The sequence below is a fragment of the Mesorhizobium sp. B2-4-6 genome (assembly GCF_006442775.1).
Lineage (GTDB): Bacteria > Pseudomonadota > Alphaproteobacteria > Rhizobiales > Rhizobiaceae > Mesorhizobium.
Genome location: NZ_VFVI01000005.1, coordinates 101,011 through 123,002, shown reverse-complemented (window position 1 = coordinate 123,002; position 21,992 = coordinate 101,011). Strand labels below are relative to the sequence as shown.

Sequence of the window (21,992 nt, the reverse complement as noted above, 5' to 3'; positions counted from 1 at the left end):
TCTCACGTGTTCTTCAGGCGGCGGTTCGAGACCGGTTTGGCATTGCTGAGCCGCCGCGTGTGACCCACGCCGACGCCTGACTTCCAACGCACGCAGCCTTCGCCACGCCGTGCCCGCACGAGCATGATGCCGAAAAGTGGTACCGGTTTTCGGAAAAGATCATGCTCAACAAAAAGGGGCATCTCGGACATTGCCGGCCTGACGGACTTCCCGACGGGAAGGGCCTGCCGGCATGTCTACCTTGCGTGTCCACTGGACGATCGCGCCCGTAACCGCGCCTCGACCTCTGATCAACTGCAACCGCTGCGGTGGCGTCAAACCGTATCGATGCGGCGAAAAATTCCGCGTCAATGCCAACGGCAAGCGCATTGACGTCTGGCTGATCTATCGCTGCGTCGACTGTGACAACTCCTGGAATTTCGCCATCTTGGAACGGCGAAACCGCCGCGACATCGAGCCGGCGCTGCTCACGGCGCTTGAAAGCAACGATCCGGCGTTTGTCCGCCGCCATGCTTTCGATGCCGCCGCGCTGCGCGACCGGGCCGGCCGGATCGAGGAATCTCCCGACGTCACGGTCCGAAAAGAGCTTCTGGACGGCGAGCCGGGGCGCGCAGTCGCGCTCGCGCTCGAACTTCGTCTCGATGGCACGACACCTTTGCGGCTTGACCGCCTGCTTGCCGGCGAATTCGGTCTTTCGCGGTCAAGGCTTCAGGCCCTGGACGACCGAAGGCGACTGACCATCGAACCGGATGGCGCCAAAGCCTTGCGCAAGCCGGTTCGCGACGGCCTGACGGTGCGCGTCGATCTGGCCGAGGAGGCGGATTGCAGCGCTATCCTGTCGGCCGCGTGCCGCTGAAACGAAAAGAGGGAGCTTCCGCTCCCTCTTTGAACTTCGTCTGCAAAGCTTACGCCGCGCCCATCACCTTGGCGGCCTTTTCGAAACGCTTCCGCTCGTTCGGGTCGAGATAGAGTTTGCGGAGGCGAATGGTCTTCGGCGTCACCTCGACCAGCTCGTCGTCCTGGATCCAGGCCAGCGCCCGCTCCAGCGTCATGCGGATCGGTGGGGTCAGCTTCACCGCCTCGTCCTTGCCGGCGGCGCGGATGTTGGTGAGCTTCTTGCCCTTGAGCACGTTCACTTCGAGGTCGTTGTCGCGCGAATGGACGCCGATGATCATGCCCTGGTAGACCTTGACGCCCGGATCGATGATCATCGGGCCGCGGTCTTCGAGGTTCCACATCGCATAGGCGACCGATTCGCCCTGCTCGTTGGAGATCAAGACGCCGTTGGTGCGGCCGGGCAGCTCGCCCTTGTAAGGCTCATAGGCGAAGAACAGGCGGTTCATCACGGCGGTGCCGCGCGTGTCGGTCAACAATTCGGACTGGTAGCCGATCAGGCCGCGCGTCGGGGCGTGGAAGACAAGGCGCTGGCGGTTGCCGCCGGACGGGCGGAGCTCGACCATTTCGGCCTTGCGTTCCGACATCTTCTGCACGACGACGCCGGCATGCTCCTCGTCGACGTCGATGACGACTTCCTCGACCGGCTCCAGCAGCTGGCCGTCGTCGCCCTTCTGCATGACGACGCGCGGACGCGACACGGCAAGCTCGAAACCTTCGCGGCGCATCGTCTCGATCAGCACGGCGAGCTGCAATTCGCCGCGGCCGGAGACGAAGAAGGAGTCCTTCTCCGCCGATTCCTCGATCTTGAGCGCGACATTGCCCTCGGCCTCGCGCAGCAGGCGGTCGCGGATGACTCGGCTGGTCACCTTGTCGCCCTCGGTGCCGGCGAGCGGCGAGTCATTGACCAGGAAGGACATGGTGACGGTCGGCGGGTCGATCGGCTGCGCATGCAGCGGCTCGCTCACCGCCGGGTCGCAGAAAGTGTCGGCGACCGTGCCCTTCGACAGGCCGGCGATGGCCACGATGTCGCCCGCCTGGGCTTCGTCGATCGGCTGGCGCTCGAGACCGCGGAAGGCGAGTATCTTGGAGACGCGGCCGGTCTCGATCTGCGTGCCGTCATGGTGCAGCACCTTGACCGCCTGGTTGGCCTTCAGCGTGCCCGACTCGATGCGGCCGGTGATGATGCGGCCGAGGAACGGGTTGGCTTCGAGGATGGTGCCGATCATGCGGAACGGACCGGGATGGACGGTCGGTGCCGGCACATGCTTGACGACCAGGTCGAACAGCGGGGCGAGACCCTGGTCCTTCGGGCCCTCGGGATTTTCAGACACCCAACCGTCACGGCCCGAGCCGTAGAGGATCGGGAAATCGAGCTGCTCGTCGGTGGCGTCGAGGGCCGCGAACAGGTCGAACACCTCGTTGACCACTTCGATATGGCGGGCGTCCGGACGGTCGATCTTGTTGATGACGACGATGGGACGCAGGCCGACCTTGAGTGCCTTGCCGACCACGAACTTGGTCTGCGGCATCGGGCCTTCGGCGGCGTCGACGAGCACGATCGCCGAGTCCACCATCGACAGGATGCGCTCGACCTCGCCGCCGAAATCGGCGTGTCCGGGCGTGTCGACGATGTTGATGCGAGTGCCGTGCCAGTCGACCGAGGTCGCCTTGGCCAGGATCGTGATGCCGCGTTCCTTTTCGAGGTCGTTGGAATCCATGGCGCGCTCGGCGACGCGCTGGTTGTCGCGGAAGGCGCCGGACTGTTTCAGAAGCTGGTCGACCAGCGTGGTCTTGCCATGGTCGACGTGCGCGATGATCGCGATATTGCGGAGGTTCATTTTTCTGGTCTCGGGAACGTTGCAGGCAGCAGGCCCAAGAGCGCCGCCTTTTTCGGTTGCGCGGCTCATACAAGGTTTTTCGCAATTGCGAAAGGGGAGGCCCGGCTCCAAATACATGGTCACTGATTCTTAAACGTCTTGGTGTGAAATGATTTCGTTAACCAAGGCGGAACCTTTGAGGGGCCGGGCGATTTGATGTTCATGACCGATCAGATGTCCAGATTGCGTCCGGTTTTCGCGTGGGCAGCGCTCGGCGTGTTGCTTGCGGCCGGTGTTGCACAGTCGGCGACGGCCCTGAGAGAGAGCGGCTCCATACAGCCGCCCGATGCCAGGACCGCGCAGCAGATGTTCGCCGACGCGCCCGACGGCGTCGACCCGATCGTCACCGGCCCGGTCAGCGCCGCCTTCAAGCAGCGCCAGAAGGACGCCAATTGCGACACCGCGGTTTGGCCGAAAATTCCGCGGGCCTGCTATCCGGATTGATCTGCCGCCGCGTATAACGCGGCAAACCTAGCGGTCCTTCGCGCCCCTCTGCCGGACATCTCCCCCGCTTGGGAGGAGATTAGCTGTCGCGTCGGCTTTCGCCAATCTCCAGCGCTGAAGGACTAGCGGCAGCGGCGGAGCTGCCGATCTCCTCCCTTGCGCAGGAGATGTCCGGCAGGACAGAGGGGGCGCCCCGCGCCGACCTTACGCGGACCGCACCGGATCGAGCGTCACCTTGTAAAGCTCGTTGTCGTCGCGATCCATCAGCCGCACGGTGAGCTGCTCGGTCGCGCCGGAAATATCGACCAGACCGAAGAACTGCAGGCCGGCCGACGGCGGCAGGTTCTGGCCCTGCTCGGCGGTCGGCGCCTTGATGAATTTCAGCTCCGGCCCGAAAGTCATGTCGAGGTCGTTGGGGCCGAACGTGCCGGCGTGGATCGGGCCGGAGACGAATTCCCAGAACGGATTGAAATCCTGGAACTGCGCCTTGTCGGGGTTGTAGTAATGCGCCGCGGTGTAGTGCACGTCGGCGGTCAGCCACACCGTGTTGGTGATGCCGGCATTCTTGATGAAGCGCAGCACATCGGCGAATTCGAGCTCGCGGCCCTTCGGCGCGCCATTGTCGTTATTGCTGACGGCCTCGAAACCGACCTTCTTGGCCGCGTCGTCCCAGACGACGAGGCTGAGCGGCATGTCGGCGGCGATGATCTTCCAGGTCGCCCGTGAGTTGGCCAGCTCGCGCTTAAGCCACTTGGACTGCTCCTCGCCGATCATGCGCGACTTCGGCGTCAGCGTCTCCTCCATGTCGGGGCCGTTCGGGCCGCGATAGGAGCGCATGTCGAGGAAGAACACGTCGAGCAGCGGACCGTGGGAAATCTTGCGGTAGACGCGGCCGGGCTCCGACGGCTCGTAACGGATGGTCGTCATCTCATGGAAGGCGCGCGCCGCGCGGGCCGCCAGCACATGGATGGACTTTTCGGTGTAGCGATTGTCGGCGGTCAGATCCTTCGAATCCGACCAGTTGTTGAGCACCTCGTGGTCGTCCCACTGGTAGAAGGTCGGGCAGATGGCGGAGAGGCCAAGCACATGCTTGTCCATCATGTTGTATTTCCACTGGTCGCGATATTCGTCCAGCGTCTCGGCGACCTTGCGCTTGCCGTCGAGCATGACGACGTTCTTCCACTTGCCGCCGCCGGGCAGGTCGACCTCGTCCTTCAAGGCGCCGTCGGCATAGATGGTGTCGCCCGAATGCAGGAAGAAGTCCGGCGTGTGCTTGGCGATAGTGGAATAGGTCTTCATGCCGGTCTCGTCGATGCCCCAGCCCTGGCCGGCGGTGTCGCCCGACCAGGCGAAGCGCACGTCACGCTTGGAAGATGGCGCGGTGCGGAAGCGGCCGACGATCGGCTCGGAGACGGCGTTGATGTCGGACAGGTCGGCCGCCACCATGCGGTAGAAGATGTCCTGATCGGAAGCGAGGTCGGTGAGCAGGCGCTTGACCGTGTAGTCGCTGGCCGGCGAGGTATCGAGCGGCGCCAGCCGCGTCGCATTGGCGAAGCTTTCGGTGGTCGACACTTCATACATCACGCGCGCCGGACGGTCGGTGCGCGTCCACACCATGCCGGAGGTGGCATCCACGTCGCCCGACTGGACGCCATGCGTGAAGGCCGGACGCTGGCTGGCGCGGGAATAATATGGCAGCGCGAGTCCGGAGGCGCCGACAAGGCCGAAGGCGCTGGCCGAGGTGACGAAAGCGCGGCGAGTCAACGAAAGCTTGTTCATGGCTGTCTCCGGATGGCGTTGAACGGGACCGCCAAGCTCTCGCCTCAATGTTTCAGGCGTGTCTCGGAACCATGAAGTTTTGATAACAGTGAACAGTCTGGACTTTCTCTTCTGCCCTCGCGGAGAAGGGAAAAACTGCGCCGGGAGGCATGTCGAGATTCGGGTCGGGACGAGCCGAAAACGGCGGTCTCCGAGAACCGGAGCGGAGCGTACTTAAAGTACGTGAGCACCGGAAGCGCAGGAGACTGCTGTTTGCAGGCCGGCCTCACCCGAATATTGACATGCCTCAAGCCGCCTGCGCCTCCGGCTCGAAAGCCGGCCTGTCGGTGTTGATCAGCAACGAGATGCATGCCGCCGCAATACCGGTCATGCCGGCAATCAGGAACGCCAGCTCGTAATTGCCCTGCAGCTCGCGCATCGTGCCGCCGAAGGCGGCGGCCGCCGCGGCGCCCACCTGGTGGCCGGCGACGATCCAGCCGAACACGATCGGTCCGCTGCGATCGCCGAACGCCTCGTTGGCAAGCCTCAGCGTCGGCGGCACGGTGGCGATCCAGTCGAGCCCGTAGAGCACGGCGAAGATGACCAGGCTGGTCGCCGAGAAGCCGGAATAAGGCAGGTAGATCAGCGACAGCCCGCGCACCGCGTAATAGACGCCGAGGAGCTTGCGCGGATCGAAGCGGTCGGTGAGCCAGCCGGACAGCGTGGTGCCGATCAGGTCGAAGATGCCCATCATCGACAGCAGTCCGGCAGCCTGCACCTCGCCGATGCCCATGTCGCCGCAGAAGGCGATGAGATGCGTGCCGACGAGGCCGTTGGTGGTGAAGCCGCAAACGAAGAAGGTGGCGAACAGATACCAGAACACCCGGGTGCCGGCAGCCCGGCGCAGCGTGTTCAGCGTATGTGCCAGGAAATTGCCCTGCGACGCGGGCGACACCGGCGGCACGTCGTCGGCATCGGCGCCGTAGCGCACCTGGCCGATCGAGGCGGGGCGCTCGGGCACCAGCAGCAGGACGAACGGGATCAGGGCCGCCGTCGCGATCGCCACGGCGATCGCCACCGGCTTCCAGCCGCCGCTCTGCGCCAGCGAGGCGATCACCGGCAGGAAGATGAGCATGCCCGTGGCGCTGGAGGCCGACATCAGCCCCATCATCAGGCCGCGATTGGTCTTGAACCAGCGGTTGACGATGGTGGCGCCCAGCACGCTCGCCACCGCGCCCGAACCGATGCCGGAAAACACGCCCCAGGTGAGGAAGAGATGCCAGGGCTCAGTCATCAACAGGCTCAGCGCGGTCGATCCCGACATCACCAGCAGCGCGCCGAGCAGCGTGCGGCGCAGCCCGATGCGCTCCATCAGCGCCGCGGCGAACGGACCGGTGAGGCCATAGAGCAGGATGCCGACGCTGGCGGCCCAGGAGGTCACGTCGCGACGCCAGCCGAAGCTCTCTTCCAGCGGAACCATCATCACCGAGGGCGCGGAACGAAGCCCGGCCGCGATCAACAGGCAGAAGAAGATGACGGCAACGACGACGAAAGCGTAGCGCTGGCCAAACGGACGGGACTGGGCTATCATGTTACTGACCGGTACGTTGCAATGGGGTGATGCCCTACATACGTACCGGTCAGTAACACTGTCAAGCGAGTTGTTTGCATGTCATCGGACAATAAAATTGATGCGTCATTGAGCGGAGCTCCGGCGCCGAAGGCTGCGGACAAGATCCTGGACGTCGCGCGCGACCTTTTTTATCGCGAGGGCATCCGGGCGATCGGCGTCGACGAGATCGTCAAGCGCGCCGGCGTCACCAAGCCGAGCCTTTATCGCAGCTTCCCGTCCAAGGACGAGCTCGCCGCGTCCTATCTGCGCAAATACGACCTCGAATTCTGGGAACGCTTCGACGAGGCCGTCGATGCCCATCCGGGCAATCCGCGCGCGCAGATCATCGCTTTCCTGACCCGGGTCGGCAAACGCACGCAGAAACCGGATTATCGCGGTTGCGGCATGACCAACGCTGCGGTGGAATATCCCGAGCGCGGGCATCCCGCGCGGGTGGTGAGCGAGAACAACAAAGTGGAGCTGCGCCGGCGCCTGCGCGGCATGGCCGCCGCGATGGGCGCCGCCGATTCCGATACGCTGGGCGACGGCCTGCTGCTCCTCATCGAAGGCGCCTATATCAGCGGCCAGCTGTTTGGCCTGGGCGGACCGGCGGCCGCCGTCGCGCGCAACGCCGACCTCCTGATCGAAGCCAGCTTGAAGAAATAGCAATTGACGCTACGCTTTCGGCAACTCGAACGGAGTTGTCAGCCATGCGTGTTCTTCCAATCCCGCTTGCTTTCGCCGCTCTCTGCCAGACGGCCCAAGCCGGCGAGATCTCCAGCGCCTACACCGATCTCGACTGGAAGAAGGACTGCGTCACCTATGCGCAGGCCGCGGAAGGCGACGGCGACTGGGCGAGCCTCGTCTGCTCCGGCTATCGCGGCTACCCGGTGCTGATCGGCTATGACGACGCGCGCGAATCCGTCTATTATGGCTTCCCATCCGAGGACATGACCGCGGTCTGGGAGAGCTTCACCGCCTTCAACGGCTCGGGCCCGAAGGTCGAGTGGCGCATCGAGACCAATGGCGATGTCGCCATTCCCTTCGCCGCCATCCACCGCCGCTCGATCAGCGACCCGCAGGACGAGAAGAAATCGACTGACGTGCTGGTCGTCGCCAAGGTGGCGCAGCCGGAAGAGCATCGGGGCTGCACCGTCGGCCTGGTTTTGGCTACCGGCAACCCGCAGGCCAACGACCAGGCGCGCAAGCTTGCCGATGAGAAGGCGAAGACCTTCGCCTGCGGCAAGGACAAGCGCGAAGTGATCGGCGACGTGCCCGCTTTCGGCCGGGTGGACAACTAACCGCGACCGGGCTTCCTCAGCCTTCGCCGGCCTCCAGATGCCGGCTAAGCATTAGCCGCAAGTCCTCCAGCACGCCGTCGCGCAGCCGCTTCTCGCCGGTCAGCGTCAGCGGAATGCGCATCAGCTGCGGCACGATCACCGCCAGCCTTTCGGCCTGTCCCACCGGCAGCGGCGGATCGGCGGCGGCGAACAGCGTCGCGATCTGGCTGCGACGGTGCCCTCGCATGGCGCGCCGCCAGCCGTCGTCACCCGGCAGGTCGAGCAGCGCCGAGTAGGCCGGATGTCCGGCCATGAAGGTCCCAAGCCGCGCGAACAGCCGGTCGGCGATCGCCGCCGCGCTCATCCCTTGCGTCCGGTCGCGCAGGTCGTCGAGCTCGGCCGAAAGCGCTTCCGCGTTCTGGGCGAGGATTGCCTGCGCCACCGCCTGCTTGGTCGGGAAGAAGAGATAGAGCGTGCCGATGGCGGCGCCCGCCTTGGCGGCGATCTCGGTCATGGTCGTCGCGTCGAAACCCTTCTCGACGAACAGCTCCGAGGCCGCCGCCATCAGCGCGGCGACGCGGTCACGGCCTCTTTTTTGCTGTGGGGCACGCGGCTGCGGCACAGTTGCGCTTGATTTTTCCGAGGCCATCCTCATATTCCAAACCTGAAACTATCCTCATATATAGCCTGCCGGCCCTCGACGCGCCAGCGGCGCCGGATCTGAACGCCATGACCACCGCAAGACAGGACCGCCCAAAGAGCCACAAATGGATGGTTCTGAGCAACACCACGCTCGGCATGCTGGCCGCAGCCATCAATGGCTCGATCCTTTTGATAAGCCTGCCGGCGGTGTTTCGCGGCATCGGCCTCAAGGCGCTCGACCCCGGCAACATCAATTACCTGCTCTGGGCGATCATCGGCTACATGATCGCCACCGCCGTGCTGGTCGTTGCCTTCGGCCGGCTGGGCGATCAGTTCGGCCGCGCGAAGATGTACAATCTGGGCTTCGCCATCTTCACCGCCGCCTCCATCGCGCTCAGCCTTCTGCCGGGACAAGGCGATTTCGCCGCCATGTATCTGATCGGCGTGCGCATCATCCAGGGCATCGGCGGCGCGCTGATCATGGCTAATTCCACGGCGCTGCTCACCGACGCCTTCCCCGAGAACGAACGCGGCTTCGCGCTCGGCATCAATGTCGTGGCGGCGATCGGTGGCCAGTTCATCGGCCTTTTGATCGGCGGGCTGCTCGCCGACACCGACTGGCGGCTTGTGTTCTGGATCAACGTGCCGTTCGGGCTTGTCGGCACCATCTGGGCCTATCTCAAGCTGCACGACGCGCCGAACCGCTCCAGCCACACCATCGATTGGCTGGGCAATATCAGCTTCGGCCTCGGCCTGGTCATGATCCTCACCGCCATCACCTATGGCCTGCAGCCCTATGGCGACCAGGTGATGGCCTGGACCAGCCCGAAAGTGCTGACCTTGTTTGCCATCGGCACCGTCTCGCTGATCGCCTTCGTGATCATCGAAAACCGTGTCGCCAAGCCGATGCTCGACCTGTCGCTGTTCCGCATTCCGGGCTTCGCCTATGGCAACATCGCCAACCTCGCCTCCGGCATCGCCCGTGGCGGCCTGCAATTCATGCTGATCGTCTGGCTGCAGGGCATCTGGCTGCCGCTGCACGGCTATTCCTTCGAGCAGACCCCGCTCTGGTCGGCGATCTTCATGCTGCCGCTCACAATCGGCTTCCTGATCGCCGGGCCGATCTCGGGCTATTTCTCCGACCGCATCGGCGGCGTGCCTTTCGCCGTTGGCGGCATGGTCGCGGGCGCGGCCAGCTTCGTCGCGCTGATGCTGCTGCCGGCCGACTTCTCCTACACGGCATTCGCCGGGCTGCTCTTCCTCAACGGCCTCGGCTCCGGCCTGTTCGTGGCGCCGAACTCGACGCAGATCATGAATTCGGTGCCGGCGCGCGAGCGCGGCCAGGCGTCGGGCATGCGCGCCACCACCACCAATGCCGGGCAGGTGCTGTCGATCGGCCTGTTCTTCAGCCTGATGCTGGTCGGCCTCGCCGCCAGCCTGCCGGCGACGATGGAAGCCGGCCTTCTGGCGCAACATGTGCCGGAGGCGATCGCGCACCAAGTCGCCAACATGCCGCCGGTCGCCAGCCTGTTCGCCGCCTTCCTCGGCTACAACCCGATGGGCGAACTGATCCCGGCCGACGTGCTCCACGCTTTGCCGCCGGCCAACGCCGCGACACTGACCGGCAATCAGTTCTTCCCCGAGCTGATGTCGGGGCCGTTCAAGCACGGGCTGGTCTTCGCCTTCACCTTCTCGGCGATCCTCTATCTGGGCGCCGCCTTCGCCTCCTGGCGCGGCGGCCGCGGCGCCGAGGCGGAGTTTTCAGAGAACCTGGCCGCCGAGGCAGCAAGTCGACGCTAAACGGCCAAGCGTTAGGCCAGCGCTGCATCGGGTTCCCATTCGGGTCGCTGCCGAGTAAACCCTTGCGCGATTGCAGCCGGTCTCGGGAGGTTCCGCTTGTCCAGTTTTGTCAGCGTCGCGAACGAAAACGGCGTGGCGGTGGTCACCATTGACAACCCGCCGGTCAATGCGCTGAGTTTTCACGTCCGTAAGCCGCTCCACGAGGCGCTCGCCGCTTTGCGCGACGATCCCGCCGCAAGCGCGATCGTCATCGCCTGCGCCGGGCGTACCTTTGTCGCCGGCGCCGACATCACCGAATTCGGCAAGCCGATCCAGCAGCCGGAACTGCGCGCCATCATCGCCTTGCTTGAAACCATCGCCAAGCCAACGGTCGCCGCGATCCACGGCACCGCGCTCGGCGGTGGGCTGGAGCTGGCATTGGGCTGTCATTTCCGCGTCGCCGATCGCGACGCCAAACTTGGCCTGCCCGAAGTGAAGCTCGGCCTTTTGCCGGGCGGCGGCGGCACCGTGCGACTGCCACGCCTTGTGGGTGCTGTGAAAGCGCTCGGCATGATCGTTTCCGGAACGCCGATTTCGGCCGACGAAGCCAAGGCCACCGGATTGGTGGATGCGGCTTTCGATGGCGATCTGCTTGTTCAGGCCATTCGTTTCGCCAACGAAATGGTGGAGCGGGGCGAACCGTTCGCGCCGGTGCGCGACCGCGACGACCGCCTTGCCGGGACCGATCTCGCCGCCTTCGACGCCCAGAGGGCGGAACTGGCCAGGAAGGCCCGCGGGCTTGAAGCGCCGCTTGCCTGCGCCGAAGCCGTGCGCAACGCGATCACCTTGCCGTTCGACGAGGCGCTTGCGGCCGAGCGGCAGCTCTTCCTGAAACTCGTTTCCGGCGACCAGTCGCGGGCGCAGCGGTATCTGTTCTTCGCCGAGCGCGAGGCGGCCAAGATTCCCGGCAAGGACCTGCGGAAGCGCCGGATCGAACGCGTCGGCATTATCGGCGCCGGCACGATGGGCGGCGGCATCGCCATGGCTTTCGCCAATGGCGGTCTTCCGGTGACTTTGGTCGAGACCAGCGAGGAAGCGCTGCGACGCGGGCTGGCGACGATCGACAAGAACTACGCCGTTTCGGTCAGCCGCGGTTCGTTGACAGACGCGGCCAAGCAGAATCGGCTCGGACTGTTCAAGGGCAGCACCGACTATGCCGATCTCGCCGATTGCGATCTGATCATCGAGGCCGTGTTCGAGGACATGGCGGTGAAGAAAGAGGTGTTCGGCAGGCTTGACGCCATCGCCAAGCCCGGCGCCATCCTCGCCACCAACACCTCCTATCTCGACGTGAACGAAATTGCCGCCTCGACCTCGCGTCCAGGGGACGTGCTCGGCATGCATTTCTTTGCGCCGGCAAACGTCATGAAGCTCTTGGAGATCGTGCGGGCCGAAAAGACCGCGCCCGACGTGCTGGCGACGGTCCCCGATCTCGCCCGGCGCATCGGCAAGGTGGCGGTCGTCGTCGGTGTCTGCCACGGTTTTGTCGGCAACCGCATGCTCGCCGCGCGCGGCGCGGAGAACGAGGCGCTGTTGCTCGAAGGTGCAACGCCCGCCCAGGTCGACAAGGCGTTCACCGATTTCGGCTGGCCGATGGGACCGTTCCAGATGGGCGATCTCGCCGGCCTCGACATCGGCTGGCGCAACCGCAAGGCGCGCGGCCAGACGGCGGTGATCGCCGATACGCTTTGCGAGCAGGGCCATTTCGGCCAGAAGACCGGTCGCGGGTGGTATCGCTATGAGGCTGGCGCGCGTGAGCCGATCGCCGACCCCGACGTCGCGGCGTTGATCCGTGCCAAGGCGGAAGAACTGGGCATAGCGCGGCGCCAGATCGGCGCCGACGAGATCATCGAGCGCACACTTTACCCGCTGGTCAACGAAGGCGCCACGATCCTCGAGGAAGGCATCGCCGCGCGGGCGTCCGATATCGATGTCGTGTGGGTCAACGGCTACGGCTTCCCGATCGGCAAGGGCGGACCGATGTTCTGGGCCGGACTTGAAGGCGCGGCGAAGATCGTCGAGCGCTTGGAGCATTGGCATGGGCGGACCGGCAGGGCGATCTTCGAGCCGGCGCCGGTGCTGAGAAAGTTTGCCGAGACGGGATCGTGGGAAGGTGCGGGCGGCGCCCCATAACGTCGTCATTCCAGGGCGGAGCGAAGCGTAGACCCGAGGATGACGAACGCCGAGGCGGCACACCAAATTTGACCATGTGGACAAATCTCAACCACCGTTCCATAGTCTCTCGTCTGACATTTTTTTGAACGGCCGGCTCGACACGGCTGTCGAACAGAGGGGCACTTCAATGGAAAACGAACGTAGCAAAACGCAGCGCGCCGGCCTGTCGCGGCGCAACATGCTGGAACTCGGCGCGCTCGGCCTTGCGGCGGCGGCACTGCCCGGCGCGGCCTTCGCCAAGGATAAGAAGCTGAAGGTGGCGGCGATCTTCGCCACGCCGATCGAGGAGCCGTGGGATAATCAGATCCATGTCGCCCTGCAGAAGGCCGAGAAGGAACTGGGCATCGAGTACAAATGGTCGGAAAAGGTGCAAACCGCCGACTTCAGCCGCGTGATGCGCGAATATGCGCAGGGCGGCTACCAGCTGGTGCTGGGCGACGCTTTCGCCGCCGAGCGTGAATCGCGCCGCACGGCAAAACAATTCCCGAAGACGGCTTGGCTGTTCGGCTCGGGTGCTGGGCCCGCCGAGCCGAATTTCGGCGTCTTCGACAATTGGATCCACGAACCCGCCTATCTCTCCGGCATGATCGCCGGAAAAATGTCGAAGTCAGGCACGGTCGGCGCCGTCGCGGCCATGGGCATTCCGGAAGTGAACCGGCTGGTCAACGCCTTCTTCGCCGGCGCCAAGGAGGTCAACCCGAACATCAAGAAGAAGGTCGCCTTCATCGGCTCCTTCTTCGATCCGCCCAAGGCTAAGGAAGCGGCCGTGGCGCAGATCGATGCCGGCGTCGACGTCATCTATGCCGAGCGTTTCGGCGTCATCGAGGCGGCTGTCGAGAAGAAGATTTTTGCCATCTCCAACATGTCCGACCAGTCGAGCCTCGGGCCGGATACGGTCATCACCGGCCCGGTGTGGGACATGTACCCGACGGTCGAGCAGGCGATCAAGCTGGTCAAGGCCGGCGTCTTCACCGCGCAGGACTATGGCGATTTCTCGCGCATGGCCAAGGGCGGCTCGTATCTGGCGCCCTTCCACAAATTCGACAAGACGCTGCCCGCCGACGTCAAGGACCTGGTCGAGAAGAAGAAGGCCGAGATCCTCGAAGGCAATTTCCGCGTCGACGTCGACGAGAACACGCCGGTTTCGGATTGACGCCTGGGGTGGCGCGAGGCCCGATCTCTGGCCTGCCGGACCCTCGAGGGGAGCAGCCTTGCCGACTTGTGCTCCAAGGTTGGCGATTGGCGAAAGTGGAGCTGACATCTGATCTCCCCCTCTGAGGGGGAGATGGCCGACAGGTCAGAGAGGGGTGCAGCGCTGCCCTCCGTAGTTAGCCGGATCGCAAATCCAGGGAGCACCCTTGTCCGCCCCACTCATCGAAATGCGCGGCATCACCAAGCGCTTCGGCGCCGTCAAGGCGAACGAGGCCGTCGATCTCAGCGTCGCGCCGGGCGAGATCCTTGGGCTGCTCGGCGAGAACGGCGCCGGTAAGACGACGCTGATGAACGTGCTATTCGGCGCCTATGCGCCGGACGCCGGCGATATACTGGTCGAAGGCAGGGCCGTCGCCATCCACAATTCGGCCGATGCGCTCGCCGCCGGCATCGGCATGGTGCACCAGCATTTCCACCTCGCGCCGCGGCTGACGGTGCTGGAAAACCTCCTGATCGGCATTCCCGGCAAGTCCGGCCGCATCGACCGTGAGCGCGGGCTTGCCCGCCTGGACGAAATAAGCCGGCAGTATGGGCTGAGCCTCGACCCAAGCCTGCCGGTCTCGGCGCTGTCGGTCGGCGAGCAGCAGCGGCTGGAGATCATCAAGGCGCTGTTCCGCGGCGCCAGGCTTTTGATCCTCGACGAACCGACGGCGGTGCTGGCGCCGAGCGAGGTCGACGGCCTGTTCGCCGCCCTGCGCTCGATGGCGGCGCAAGGGCTCGGCATCATCTTCATCTCGCACAAGCTGAATGAAGTTCGCGCCCTCACCCATCGCTGCGTGGTGCTGCGCCACGGCAAGGTCGCCGGCAGCGTCGACCGTCCGGCGCAAACGACCTCGGCCGAGATGGCGAAGCTGATGTGCGGCCACGAAATCGTGCCGCCGGTCAAGGAGGCTTCGACGCCCGGCGCTTCCGTGCTGACGCTCGACGGCATTTCCACCGCCGGCCATGCCGGGACGCCGTTGCGCGACGTCTCGCTTTTCATTCGCGCGGGCGAGATCCTGGGCATCGCCGGCGTCTCCGGCAATGGCCAGCGGGCGCTTGCCGACGTCATTTCCGGCATGCTGGCGCCCAAGGCCGGAGCGATGACGATAGCCGGCAAAACGGTTGCGCAGTTTTCGCCGCGCGAGCTGCAGGCGCTCGGCCTCGGCCGCATACCGGAAGACCGGATGACGACCGGCCTCGTCACCAACCTCCCACTCGCCGATTCCATGGTGCTGCCGCGCATCGGCACCGAGGCATTCAGCCACAAGGGACTTCTCAATCCGGCCGCGATCCGTGCCTTCGCCGAAGCGCAGATCAAGGCCTACGACATTCGCTGCCCCGGCCCGATGGTGCGCGCCGGCGCGCTGTCGGGCGGCAATCTGCAGAAGGCGCTGCTGGCCCGCGAACTCGCCTTCGACCCGAAGGTGCTGATCGTCTCGCAGCCGACGCGCGGGCTCGATATCGGCGCCGCCCGCTTCATCCACGAGAAGTTCCTGGCCATGCGCGCCAAGGGCTGCGGCATCATCGTCATCGGCGAGGACCTCGAGGAATTGCTGATGCTCTCGGATCGCATCGCGGTGATGTATGAGGGCCGCATCGCCGGCACGCTTCCCAGCGCGCATGCCACCGTCGCAAGGCTCGGCCTGATGATGACCGGCGCAGGGCACACCGAGGAGGCGGCCTGATGTTTCGCCTCGAAGTCCGCGCCTCGACACCCGCCTGGTTCAACCTCGCGCTGCCGCTCTTGGCCATCGCCGCGACGCTCATCCTGTGCAGCGGCCTGATTGCCATCGCCGGAGCCGGCGTGGTCGAAGCCTATGGCGTCATGCTGTCCGCCTCGCTCGGCGACAGCTACGCCATCACGGAAACCCTGGTGCGCGCCGCACCCATGATCTTCACCGGCCTTGCCGTGGCCATCGCCTTCCGCGCCAAATTCTGGAACATCGGCGCCGAAGGTCAATTGCTCGCCGGCGCGGTGGCAAGCTGCTTCGTCGGCGCTATCCCGATGCCGGGCTATCTCGCCATGCTGTTGATGGCGCTGGCGGGGGCCGCGGCAGGCGCGCTCGTCGCGCTGGTCCCCGCCACTTTGCGCGTAAAATTCAAGGTCGACGACGTGGTGAGCTCGCTGCTGCTCAACTCGGTCATCTATTACGCGCTGATGGCGCTGATCGAGGGACCGTGGAAGGACACGTTCAGCGGCTACCCGATCTCGCCGCCGATCGAGGACGCGGCCAATTTCCCGGTGCTGATCGAAGGCACGCGCCTGCATCTCGGCGTCGTCATGGCGTTGATCGCCGCACCGCTTTGCTGGTTCCTGATCGCGCGCACTACGCTCGGCTTCCGCATCCGCGTCACCGGCGAGAACCTGGAAGCCGCCCGCTATGGCGGCATCAACGTGCAGCGCGTGCTCATCTCCACCGCGCTGCTGTCCGGCGCGCTGGCCGGGCTCGCCGGCGTTGGCGAGGTCGGCGGCGTGCACTTCCAGGTGATGAGCGACATCTCGCCGGGCTATGGCTATTCCGGCATCGTCGTCGCGATGCTCGCCCGGCTCAACCCGCTCGGCGTGGTGCCGGCGGCGATTTTCCTGGCCGCAGTCATGACCGGCGCCGAGGCGATGTCGCGCGCGACCGGCGTGCCGGCCTTCCTCAGCGACGTCATCCAGGGCACGGCGCTGCTTGCCATGCTGGTGGCGCTGCTTTTCACCGCTTACCGCATCCGCCGCGTGGGAGCGCAAAGATGAGCGCGGTGTTCGAGCAGATTTTCCAGGTCGGCTTCCTCGCCGCCATCATCCGCATCGCCACGCCGCTCGCTTTCGCGACATTGGGGGAAATGTTTTCCGAGCGCGCCGGCGTGCTCAATCTCGGCATCGAGGGCATCATGCTGCTCTCGGCGATGGCGGGCTTCACAGCCGCCAGCCTGAGCGGCAGCCTGTGGCTGGGCGTGCTTGTCGCGGTGTTGACCGGCATGCTGATGGGCGCGCTGCATGCGCTGTTCACGGTGGCACTGGGCCTCAGCCAGCATGTCTGCGGCATCGGCGTGACATTGTTCTCATCCGGCCTTGCCTATTTCCTCTACCGCCTGATCTTCGGCCAGCAATCGGTGCCGCCGAGCATTACCGGCTTCAGGCCGGTGGCTATCCCGCTGCTCTCGGACATTCCGATTTTAGGCCCGGCGGTGTTCAACCAGTTCACGCTCGTTTATCTCGCCATCATCGCCGTCCCGCTCGCTGCCTTCGTGCTCTACCGCACGCCATGGGGGCTTTCCGTGCGCATGGTCGGCGAGAACCCGCGCGCGGCGGACTCGGCCGGCGTCAGCGTGGTCGCCACGCGCTTTCAGGCGGTGATCCTCGGCGGCGCGCTGATGGGCCTTGCCGGCGCCTTTCTCACCATGGCGCAGTTCAACGCCTTCACCTTCGGCGTCGTATCCGGACGAGGCTGGGTGGCGATCGCGCTGGTGGTGTTCGGCCGCTGGGACCCATGGCGCTCGGCGGGCGCCGCACTGCTCTTCGCCTTCGTCGACGCGCTGCAGCTCAGGATGCAAGCGAGCGGCCTCGGCCACGTCCCTTATGAAGCGTTCCTGATGCTGCCCTTCATTTTCACCATCGTCGCCATGGCTTTCATGTCGCGCAACGCGGTCGCGCCTTCGGCGCTGCTGAAGCCGTTCCGACGGGAGGAGCGTTAGACGAGGAACGCCTTTCCTCTCCCTCCGGAGGGGGGAGAGGTGGCGCTGCGAAGCAGCGACGGAGTGGGGGAACCGCCTTGCAACCGTCGCCAACGAATATTGAAATGGGGCCCAGGCGCAAGAGTATTTCGGCAACCGCGCCAAGGGTCGACCCCCCACTCCGTCGAGCTACGCTCGACACCTCTCCCCCGATCGACGGGGGAAGAGGAAGGCGCCAAGCTGGCCTCAAATCGCCGTGAACGCGTTGTCGACAAACAGATGCGCGCCGTTGACGAAGCTCGACTCGTCGCTCGCCAAGAACAGCGCGGCCTTCGCCACTTCCTCCGGCTCGCCGATGCGGCCCTGCTGCGCGGCCATCGCCGCGTCCGAGACGTCGACGCCGAGCTTGCCGAGATCGGCCACTTCGCGCAAGCCATGCGGCGTGCGAATGAAGCCGGGACAGACGGCGTTGCAGCGGATGTTGCGGTCGCGGAATTCCACCGCGATCGCCCGCGCGAACATGTGGCAGGCGCCCTTGGTCGTGTCGTAGAGCACTTCGTTCGGCGTTGCCGCCACGGCCGAGATCGACGAGGTGCAGACGATCGAGCCGCCGCCTGCGGCGATCATGCCGGGCAGCACCGCGCGCGTCATCAGGAACATCGAGCGCACATTGACGGCATGCAGCCAGTCCCATTCCTGCAGCGTCGTTTCCAGGAACGGTTTGATGACGATGGTGCCGGCATGGTTGAACAGCACCGTGACCGGGCCGAGCTTTTCCGTCGCCGCCTTCACCGCCGCTTCGACCTGCGCTTCGTCTGAAACGTCGGCCACGAAATGCTCCGCGACATGGCCCCGCGCCCGGATCGCCGCGGCGGTCTTGCCGGCCGCCTCGCCATTGCGGTCGATGATCGCCACCTTGGCGCCTTCGGCGGCAAACAATTCCGAAGCCGCCCCGCCCATGCCCGTCGCGCCGCCGGAAACGATGGCAACCTTACCCGCCAGCCTTCCACCCATTCTTATTGCTCCTTCAGTGCCGCCCATATTGGCCCAAGCGATGCTATCCGTCATGCGCGAGGCGGCCAAGACCGTTCGAGCGATTGGATATTGTACCTGTGAACGCCGCGAAAACGGCCGATTTTCAACCGTTCGGCCAGATTGCCTGTGTTCCGATATCGGCCACACTGCCTGCGCTGCGAGTATGGAAAACCACGATCCGTCCTCTTTTAAAAAATTCATTCCAGGAATCGCTCGAAAATAACAATCGACAAAGTCTACTAACTTTATAGATTAATGGTCGTGACGGAGGTCGATATGTCCTATATCCAGAACGCCCAGGCCGCCCGCAAGGGGCAAAGGCTGACTGCCGATCAGAGCTGGAGGCCCGCCTATGGCGGCACCTTCGCCTATCTCGTCTTCGCGCTTGCATTCGTGTTCACCGGCGCGGTGATCCTGGGGCTGATCCCCTGATCCAGGGCGGGCCGAGACCCGCCGTCAAACAATCTGAGTCGAGTAATCGGAGTGGCCAGGGCGTCGTCGCGCGCCAACGTCTCGGATTTGGTTAGTAGGCTTTGAAGCGGGGCAAGCCAACGTGATGGAGGAGATGGCAATGCCGATCGAGTTCACGCATGTTCCAGGCAAGCCTGCCAATGGCAGCTTCTTCTACGACTTCGCCGAAACCGCGACCAGATTGTCGCTGATCGAGGACGCCGGTTTCCGCAGGCTGGTGGTCGACGATCCGGCCGGACTGCTCACCAATATGGACATCGCCGCGCAGACGCTCGACCGCACCGGCTCGCTCGAAGTCGTCTTGACGCATTGGGCCGGCGTGATCAAGCCGACCGTGGCGGCAAGGCAGCTCGCGGCGCTCGATCGAAAAAGCGGCGGCCGCCTGTCGCTTCGCATGCTGAGCGAGCCGCTGGAAGACAGCGATGCCGAGGCCCGGCCTGTTGGCCACAGCGTGGTGTGGCAGCGCATCGACGAATATCTGGTGCTGTTGAAGCGCCTGTGGTCGAACGACAGGCCCTTCGACCATGAAGGCGCCTTCTACAGCGTCCGCGGCGGCTTCGTGCGGCGCAAGGGGCCGCATGGCGCCGACCTTGCCATCCGTCTCGGCGGGCAGTCCGGCACGGCCTTGAAGGTCGCCGGAAAGCACGCCGACGTCTTCGAGTTGGCCGCCGGTTCGCCGGACGAGGTCGCGCAATTGATGCAGCGCGTGCGCGGCGCCGCGGCGGAACATGGCCGCGCCGGCAGGTTGCGCTTCGCGCTGCCTGTCCGCATTCGCCCGCACGGCTGGACAGGCACTCCGGATCACAAGGCGGTCGAGCTTGCCGGGCCGCCGGCGCGGATCGCCCTGGCGCTGCTGCCCTACGCGGCGCTTGGCATCGAGGAATTCATGATCGGCGGCATCGACCGCCCAAGCGACATCACCCGTATCGGACGCGAGACGATCACGCTGGTCGCGAATTCGCTGGCGCGGCGCGAGGTGGAGGTTCCGCAACCGGGATGCTTGCGTCCCAGACCTTCCCTGAGATCCACCTTCGCTAACGCCGGCCTTCCTACGGCTGGGATGAGCAATCCAGGCCGTCCATGACGTAATCCGCGAACAGGAAATCACGGATGCCGGCGATCCGGCCGTTCTCCCAATCGATGAGGATGAAGTAGCGCGGCGGCCTCTCTGGACGGTCCGGGCTGGTGACCAGGATGGCGGGCCGGCCTTCGACAAGGCCGGTCGTGAAATGCCAATGCGTTTCGTCTGCATAGCGGCCGAAATAGTTGCCGACATATTCCTTGCCGTCGGCGCGCAAGCGGTTGACCAGCTCAAGCTTCACGTCCTCGGCCAGCAGGCCGCGCAGGGTATCAAAGTCCCTGGCGTTGAAGGCGGCCACATAGTCGCCGAGGCGTCGCATGTCCTGCGGGTCGAGCGCCGGGCGGGGCGGCGCGATGCGCGGCGCGGCCGCCAGCTTGCGCAGGCTGTCGCGGCCCCGCTGCAGCGCGCCCTTGACCGCCGTGTCGGAGGTTTCGAGGATTTCGCCGATCTCCTCCAGGCTGTGGCCGAGCACATCCTTCAGCACGACCGTGCATCTTTGCGCCGGCGGCAGTTGCATCAGCTCGGCCAGGCTCGCCTCGGCGGCCATGCGCGCATCCAGCGCCGAATTCTCGTCGGCGATCATGTCGAGCTCGACCTCGCTTTCGCGCCCCCGCGATCGGGCGCGCTTGCGCAGGAAGTCGAGGGCCGCGTTGTGCGCGATACGAAACAGCCAGGGCTCGGTCTTGTCGGGCATGTCGCCATTCCTGATCGCCACGAAGCCTTTGGCCAAAGCTTCCTGGACGATGTCTTCGCCATCGATGACCGATCCGACCATGCGCGAGGCGTAGCGGTGCAACTTGGCCCTCAGGCCGGCGGCATCGCGCTCGAAGGCGCGAAGCCTGGTTTCGGTCGCCGCAACGGACTGATCCTGCGAACCGGTCACGCAACCTCCTAGTCTTCGATCCCGCCCGTATGGGAAAAGGTCGTGTGACCCATCATGCTCTCGCCGGCGGCCAGCTCGATGATGCTCCTCATGTAATCGGCGAAGCGGGGATCGCCGCGGAAGGCGGCGATGTCCTCCGCCGAACGCCATTGCGAGATATTGGCGACCTTGCTGCCGTCGCCGCCGACGACCACCGACGACGACAGCGAGCCCGGCTGCTTGCTGAAGAAGATCCTCGTTCCTTCGGCAAGCGTGTTGGCGAGTTCCTGCTGCTTGCCCGGCTTGGCGGTGAAGACGTTGATCAGGGTCACTGTGGTCGACATGGCTTGGCTCCGTTTGTCCTGATGGCGGAGGCCGTCGCGGCTCTCGCACCCGTTACGACCCTCAAGACGAAGCCGAAACCGAAAACGGAACGGTGGGGCTGAAAAGAATTTCGATGGAACCACGAAATCCTCAGCGCATTGCGCCCGCGAGCTGCCGTAACGCGGCAATGACCGCCGCCGAATCCGCCAGCGCGCCGAAGACGCCGTCCTCGACCGCCACCATATGCAGCGCTGCTTCGTGAGCGTACTGGTCGCCGCTGGCGCAGGCGTCCGAAATCGTCAGGCACTGGAAGTTGCGGTCGCACGCCTCGCGCAATGTGGTGTGCACGCAGACATCCGTCGTGCAGCCGGTGAACAGAAGATGCGTAATGCCGCGCGCCCGCAAAACAAGCTCCAGATCCGTGTAGGTGAAGGCGCTGTTGCAGGTCTTGTCGATGATGATGTCCTGCGGCGCCACGTCGATGTCGGCGGAGATCTGGAAGCCCGGGCCGGAGCGTAGCAGGACATCGGTGCCGTCGAGGCCAGCCCGCTTGCGCCGCCATTTTTCGTAGGGCGTCATGTCGGCCATATCGGCGCGATAGCCCTGCCTGGTGTGGATGACAGTGAGCCCGGCGGTTCGAGCGGCCTCGATCAGCCGGTTGACCGCCGGCAGGATGGCTCTCAGCGGCGATGGATCGTAGCCTTTCCTGGCGAAATAGCCCGTCGGCGACAGGAAATCCTCCTGCAGGTCGATCACCAGCAGCGCCGTGTGCTGCGGCACCAGCCTGCCGTCATAGGGAAAGTCGAAGGGTATCGCCTTGATCATAGGCCGCCTGCCTTGG

At 65.0% G+C, this 21,992-nt stretch carries 20 protein-coding genes; 12 read left to right on the top strand and 8 right to left on the bottom strand.

Features of this window, described 5'->3' with window-relative positions:
• Positions 1–232 precede the first annotated feature (232 nt).
• Positions 233–856 carry a DUF1062 domain-containing protein gene (locus tag FJ957_RS15415; protein WP_140832729.1) on the top strand — a complete coding sequence of 208 codons (624 nt, stop codon included), beginning with the start codon at positions 233–235 and terminating at the stop codon, positions 854–856.
• Positions 857–905: 49 nt separating this feature from the next.
• Here the strand turns inward: FJ957_RS15415 and typA are convergent, their stop codons facing one another.
• Positions 906–2,735 (bottom strand): translational GTPase TypA, encoded by a 1,830-nt coding sequence (typA, locus tag FJ957_RS15410; RefSeq protein ID WP_140647004.1) that lies wholly within the window; start codon positions 2,733–2,735, stop codon positions 906–908.
• 201 nt (positions 2,736–2,936) lie between these two features.
• Between typA and FJ957_RS15405 the strand changes: the two genes are divergently transcribed.
• Entirely contained in the window at positions 2,937–3,218 is a 282-nt protein-coding gene (locus FJ957_RS15405; protein ID WP_140832727.1) for a hypothetical protein, read from the top strand.
• A gap of 204 nt (positions 3,219–3,422) precedes the next feature.
• Here the strand turns inward: FJ957_RS15405 and FJ957_RS15400 are convergent, their stop codons facing one another.
• Together FJ957_RS15400 and FJ957_RS15395 are read right to left on the bottom strand one after the other, a co-directional pair.
• Positions 3,423–4,997 carry an alkaline phosphatase gene (locus tag FJ957_RS15400; RefSeq protein ID WP_140832725.1) on the bottom strand — a complete coding sequence of 525 codons (1,575 nt, stop codon included), beginning with the start codon at positions 4,995–4,997 and terminating at the stop codon, positions 3,423–3,425.
• A 286-nt stretch (positions 4,998–5,283) separates the two neighbouring features.
• Positions 5,284–6,567 carry an MFS transporter gene (locus tag FJ957_RS15395; RefSeq protein ID WP_140832723.1) on the bottom strand — a complete coding sequence of 428 codons (1,284 nt, stop codon included), beginning with the start codon at positions 6,565–6,567 and terminating at the stop codon, positions 5,284–5,286.
• Between the two features lie 78 nt (positions 6,568–6,645).
• On the opposite strand from FJ957_RS15395, the gene FJ957_RS15390 reads away from it, so the two are divergent.
• Positions 6,646–7,254: a TetR/AcrR family transcriptional regulator gene (locus FJ957_RS15390; RefSeq protein ID WP_140832721.1), complete on the top strand. Its 609-nt coding sequence runs from the start codon at positions 6,646–6,648 to the stop codon at positions 7,252–7,254.
• Between the two features lie 44 nt (positions 7,255–7,298).
• Positions 7,299–7,889: a hypothetical protein gene (locus tag FJ957_RS15385; RefSeq protein ID WP_140832719.1), complete on the top strand. Its 591-nt coding sequence runs from the start codon at positions 7,299–7,301 to the stop codon at positions 7,887–7,889.
• A gap of 16 nt (positions 7,890–7,905) precedes the next feature.
• Here FJ957_RS15385 and FJ957_RS15380 read toward each other — a convergent pair whose 3' ends face one another.
• Positions 7,906–8,433 (bottom strand): TetR/AcrR family transcriptional regulator, encoded by a 528-nt coding sequence (locus tag FJ957_RS15380; protein WP_181177632.1) that lies wholly within the window; start codon positions 8,431–8,433, stop codon positions 7,906–7,908.
• 164 nt (positions 8,434–8,597) lie between these two features.
• Between FJ957_RS15380 and FJ957_RS15375 the strand changes: the two genes are divergently transcribed.
• The 6 genes from FJ957_RS15375 (at position 8,598) to FJ957_RS15350 (ending at position 17,399) form a co-directional block, all read left to right on the top strand.
• Positions 8,598–10,310: an MFS transporter gene (locus FJ957_RS15375; protein ID WP_140832715.1), complete on the top strand. Its 1,713-nt coding sequence runs from the start codon at positions 8,598–8,600 to the stop codon at positions 10,308–10,310.
• A 96-nt stretch (positions 10,311–10,406) separates the two neighbouring features.
• Positions 10,407–12,482 carry a 3-hydroxyacyl-CoA dehydrogenase NAD-binding domain-containing protein gene (locus FJ957_RS15370; RefSeq protein WP_140832713.1) on the top strand — a complete coding sequence of 692 codons (2,076 nt, stop codon included), beginning with the start codon at positions 10,407–10,409 and terminating at the stop codon, positions 12,480–12,482.
• Positions 12,483–12,651: 169 nt separating this feature from the next.
• On the top strand, positions 12,652–13,677 hold the full coding sequence (locus tag FJ957_RS15365; RefSeq protein ID WP_140832711.1) for a BMP family protein: 1,026 nt from the start codon (positions 12,652–12,654) through the stop codon (positions 13,675–13,677).
• A gap of 205 nt (positions 13,678–13,882) precedes the next feature.
• Positions 13,883–15,403, top strand: coding sequence for an ABC transporter ATP-binding protein (locus FJ957_RS15360; protein WP_140832709.1), 1,521 nt, complete (start codon positions 13,883–13,885; stop codon positions 15,401–15,403).
• The gene (locus tag FJ957_RS15355; RefSeq protein WP_140832708.1) at positions 15,403–16,458 is read left to right on the top strand and encodes an ABC transporter permease; all 1,056 of its coding nucleotides are present in this window, start codon (positions 15,403–15,405) and stop codon (positions 16,456–16,458) included. The genes FJ957_RS15360 and FJ957_RS15355 overlap by 1 nt, the downstream gene beginning before the upstream one ends.
• On the top strand, positions 16,455–17,399 hold the full coding sequence (locus FJ957_RS15350; protein WP_140832706.1) for an ABC transporter permease: 945 nt from the start codon (positions 16,455–16,457) through the stop codon (positions 17,397–17,399). The genes FJ957_RS15355 and FJ957_RS15350 overlap by 4 nt, the downstream gene beginning before the upstream one ends.
• Positions 17,400–17,624: 225 nt before the next feature.
• On the opposite strand, the gene FJ957_RS15345 is transcribed toward FJ957_RS15350, so the two are convergent.
• Complete coding sequence (locus FJ957_RS15345) at positions 17,625–18,392, bottom strand: SDR family oxidoreductase (RefSeq protein ID WP_140832704.1); 768 nt, start codon at positions 18,390–18,392, stop codon at positions 17,625–17,627.
• A gap of 297 nt (positions 18,393–18,689) precedes the next feature.
• Between FJ957_RS15345 and FJ957_RS15340 the strand changes: the two genes are divergently transcribed.
• Both FJ957_RS15340 and FJ957_RS15335 read left to right on the top strand, forming a co-directional pair.
• Entirely contained in the window at positions 18,690–18,845 is a 156-nt protein-coding gene (locus FJ957_RS15340) for a hypothetical protein (protein WP_140832702.1), read from the top strand.
• A gap of 139 nt (positions 18,846–18,984) precedes the next feature.
• Positions 18,985–19,968 (top strand): LLM class flavin-dependent oxidoreductase, encoded by a 984-nt coding sequence (locus FJ957_RS15335; protein ID WP_140832700.1) that lies wholly within the window; start codon positions 18,985–18,987, stop codon positions 19,966–19,968.
• Here the strand turns inward: FJ957_RS15335 and FJ957_RS15330 are convergent.
• The 3 genes from FJ957_RS15330 to FJ957_RS15320 all read right to left on the bottom strand — a co-directional run bounded on the left by FJ957_RS15330 (position 19,934) and on the right by FJ957_RS15320 (position 21,976).
• Positions 19,934–20,848, bottom strand: a complete 915-nt coding sequence (locus FJ957_RS15330; RefSeq protein ID WP_246685853.1) for a sigma-70 family RNA polymerase sigma factor — start codon at positions 20,846–20,848, stop codon at positions 19,934–19,936. The genes FJ957_RS15335 and FJ957_RS15330 overlap by 35 nt on opposite strands.
• Positions 20,849–20,856: 8 nt before the next feature.
• Positions 20,857–21,171: an antibiotic biosynthesis monooxygenase gene (locus FJ957_RS32235; RefSeq protein ID WP_140832697.1), complete on the bottom strand. Its 315-nt coding sequence runs from the start codon at positions 21,169–21,171 to the stop codon at positions 20,857–20,859.
• 130 nt (positions 21,172–21,301) lie between these two features.
• Complete coding sequence (locus FJ957_RS15320) at positions 21,302–21,976, bottom strand: isochorismatase family cysteine hydrolase (RefSeq protein WP_140832695.1); 675 nt, start codon at positions 21,974–21,976, stop codon at positions 21,302–21,304.
• Positions 21,977–21,992: the final 16 nt, after the last annotated feature.